This window comes from Pluralibacter gergoviae ATCC 33028 = NBRC 105706 (genome assembly GCF_001598855.1).
GTDB classification, from domain to species: Bacteria; Pseudomonadota; Gammaproteobacteria; order Enterobacterales; family Enterobacteriaceae; genus Pluralibacter; species Pluralibacter gergoviae.
Map to the genome: position 1 here is coordinate 1 of NZ_BCZS01000075.1, position 2,529 is coordinate 2,529.

A 2,529-nucleotide genomic window follows, 5' to 3' on the forward strand; every position below is an offset into this window, starting at 1 on the left:
CTAACCCGTATTTCGACCACAGGGAGAAAAGCGGAAGCAAATATCGCAACGCGACAGACGCAGGAATCAGGCCACAGACCGGAGGGATGGGGCCGGGTGAAGCGGAGTCGGCGGCAACGACAAGCCGGTGACGTCCTTATCCGGTGTTGATGGCACGGCGCCGGTTTATCAGTTGCCCGTCACCAGGCGATCCGGGAGACCTCTCGTTCTGAGCTTACCGGCGATCTGGTTTATCACTGGCCACGGAGATACCAATATACATACCGCTTCCCCAGATAATCTGGGAGAGCACAAATATCCACTGAGGGACGTCAACAATCAACAGCGGAAGAAGAGCAACCGTCACGATTAAAATCAGGCGGCTACCGAATTGCCGGCGCACCGGTTCAGCGGCGTCAACCGGGACGCCTGCATATCGCAGAACCTGCCTTAAACCCGTATTCATAATCACTCCACTCAGAATAAATACACTGTACTTCAGTATATTACATTTTATTAGATAACGATTCTCCGGGCTGGCAGTGATCCTTCTGAAATTTCCCTGTTTTTGCAGGAACAGCAAATGGTTACAGACAACGGCAACAAGATGACTTGAAAAAAAACGGCCTCCGCAAAATAATGTTGCGGTAGGGATACCCGTTACCGGGTACCCCCCGCACAGATCCCGGCGTGCGCTATTCACGCACCGGGCTCCTGCCTTGGGTGTCTGGCGGTGAACCGCTCCACAGGCCATGGATGCAGAACCCGTACCTTCGGCAGCCATACGGCTGCCAGTCTGTTTGCTTTCGTCCATGTCGTATCATCCTGCTGGCTCCTGCGCCTCAGCGCCCGTCGCCAGAGGTCTGTTACGTATATCCTGAACTTCCGCATCATGGGATAGTTGCCCGGGACTGAGTGGTAGTTCAAGTATCCCTGAACCACTCTCCTGAGCCATTTTCCCTGTTCGGGGATTGAATAATGCCAGCGCTTTCGTAGTCCGTCCTTGATCGCTTTCAGTGTCGCCGTCATCCTATCCCGGCGTGTCTTTCGTATCAGCATGAACCTGCCACTACGATCTTTCCCACTGATATGCGTGAACCCGAGGAAGTTGAACGTTTCTGGTTTACCTTTTCCCCTGCTGGCGCGGTTTTCGGCTGCGAAGCGGCCGAACTCCATCAGTCGGGTTTTCTTCGGATGTACCGTGAGTCCGAACTCCTTGAGTCTGTGCTGCATGGCTATACGAAAGCGTTGAGCGTCGATTCGCTTGTCGAACCCGATGACTATGTCATCTGCGTATCTGACCATGACCACATTGCCTGTTGCATGGCGGCGTCGCCACTGATGCGCCCACAGATCGAAGACATAGTGGAGGTAGATGTTTGCCAGCAGCGGCGAGATAACCGCACCCTGTGGGGTGCCTTCCTCCGATGCCCGCCATTCTCCTTCCTCTGAGGTCCCGGCTGTGAGCCACTTTCGTATGAGCCTGATTACCCTCTGGTCGCCGATTCTGTGTTCTATGAACCTGATTAGCCATTCATGGCTTACCTTGTCGAAGAACTGACTGATATCGGCATCCAGTACCCAGTTTACATTGGTCCGAACCAGCGCTGTGGCCAGTGCGTCCAGCGCATTGTGCTGGCTTCGCCCGGGTCTAAACCCGTATGAAAACCCCATAAAATCATTTTCGTAGACTGCATTCAGGATCTTAACCAGCGCATACTGGACGATTTTGTCCTCCAGTGAGGCGATGCCGAGCGGGCGCTGTTTTCCATCCGCTTTCGGGATGTAGTGCCGCCTGCCGGGCTGAGCCCTGTAACTGCCCTGATGAAGCCTCCGGTGCAGATCTGCTATGTTGACCTTCAGGTTTTCGGCGTAGTCCTTCCACCTGACACCATCAACTCCGGCAGCCGCTTTCCTGCTCAGGGAGAGGAATGCGTTCTCCAGTGCCTCTGCTGTCAGGAGGTGGAACAATGCGGTAAACCGTTCTTTCTTCCGCTGCTTCGCAGCTTCCCGCACGCGTGACAGCCTCTGTGACATACTTTCCCGGCTCTGTGTCCGGCGCATGTGTGGCTGTTCCGCGTTTCCCTTGGCCCCGCTCCTTCGCTCCACTGACTCCGCTCCTTGCGGATTGTTCGCCAGCTTCGCAGCTACTATGAGCGAGTCCGACTTCTCCTCTCCGTACATCACCGGCTTCGGCTCCTCGCCTTCCCGGTGCGGGCCATCTCCGGTACTGGCAGATGGTCAGAGGGGAGATCTCCCGGTTCCCGCGTAAAGATCGTATTGACATGCCAGGGTCTCAGACCCCGCCGGGTCCATATGGCACTCGCAGTAACGCACCCTATGATGTTGCCTTCCGTGAACAGTACAACGTCGGCACCCGGGAATTTAATATACATTTCGTGGCTCAATGGCTGGCCTGTCAACACCCCTGTCAACGCTTCGCCCCATACCTCACGGTATACAGCGCATGACTCGGGGACCCTGTGGATTGCTGGTCCTTCAATGGTCGGGGACTTTCACCCCTTGATCTTTACCGGTCTCCCGGCGCAC

2 protein-coding genes are annotated in these 2,529 nt (G+C 55.5%); both read right to left on the reverse strand.

Features of this window, described 5'->3' with window-relative positions; translation table 11 throughout:
* Positions 1-214 precede the first annotated feature (214 nt).
* Entirely contained in the window at positions 215-445 is a 231-nt protein-coding gene (locus ENGE1_RS26105; protein ID WP_004206779.1) for a hypothetical protein, read from the reverse strand.
* Between the two features lie 233 nt (positions 446-678).
* Entirely contained in the window at positions 679-2,166 is a 1,488-nt protein-coding gene (gene ltrA / locus ENGE1_RS26110; protein ID WP_162268911.1) for a group II intron reverse transcriptase/maturase, read from the reverse strand.
* Between the last annotated feature and the right edge of the window lie 363 nt (positions 2,167-2,529).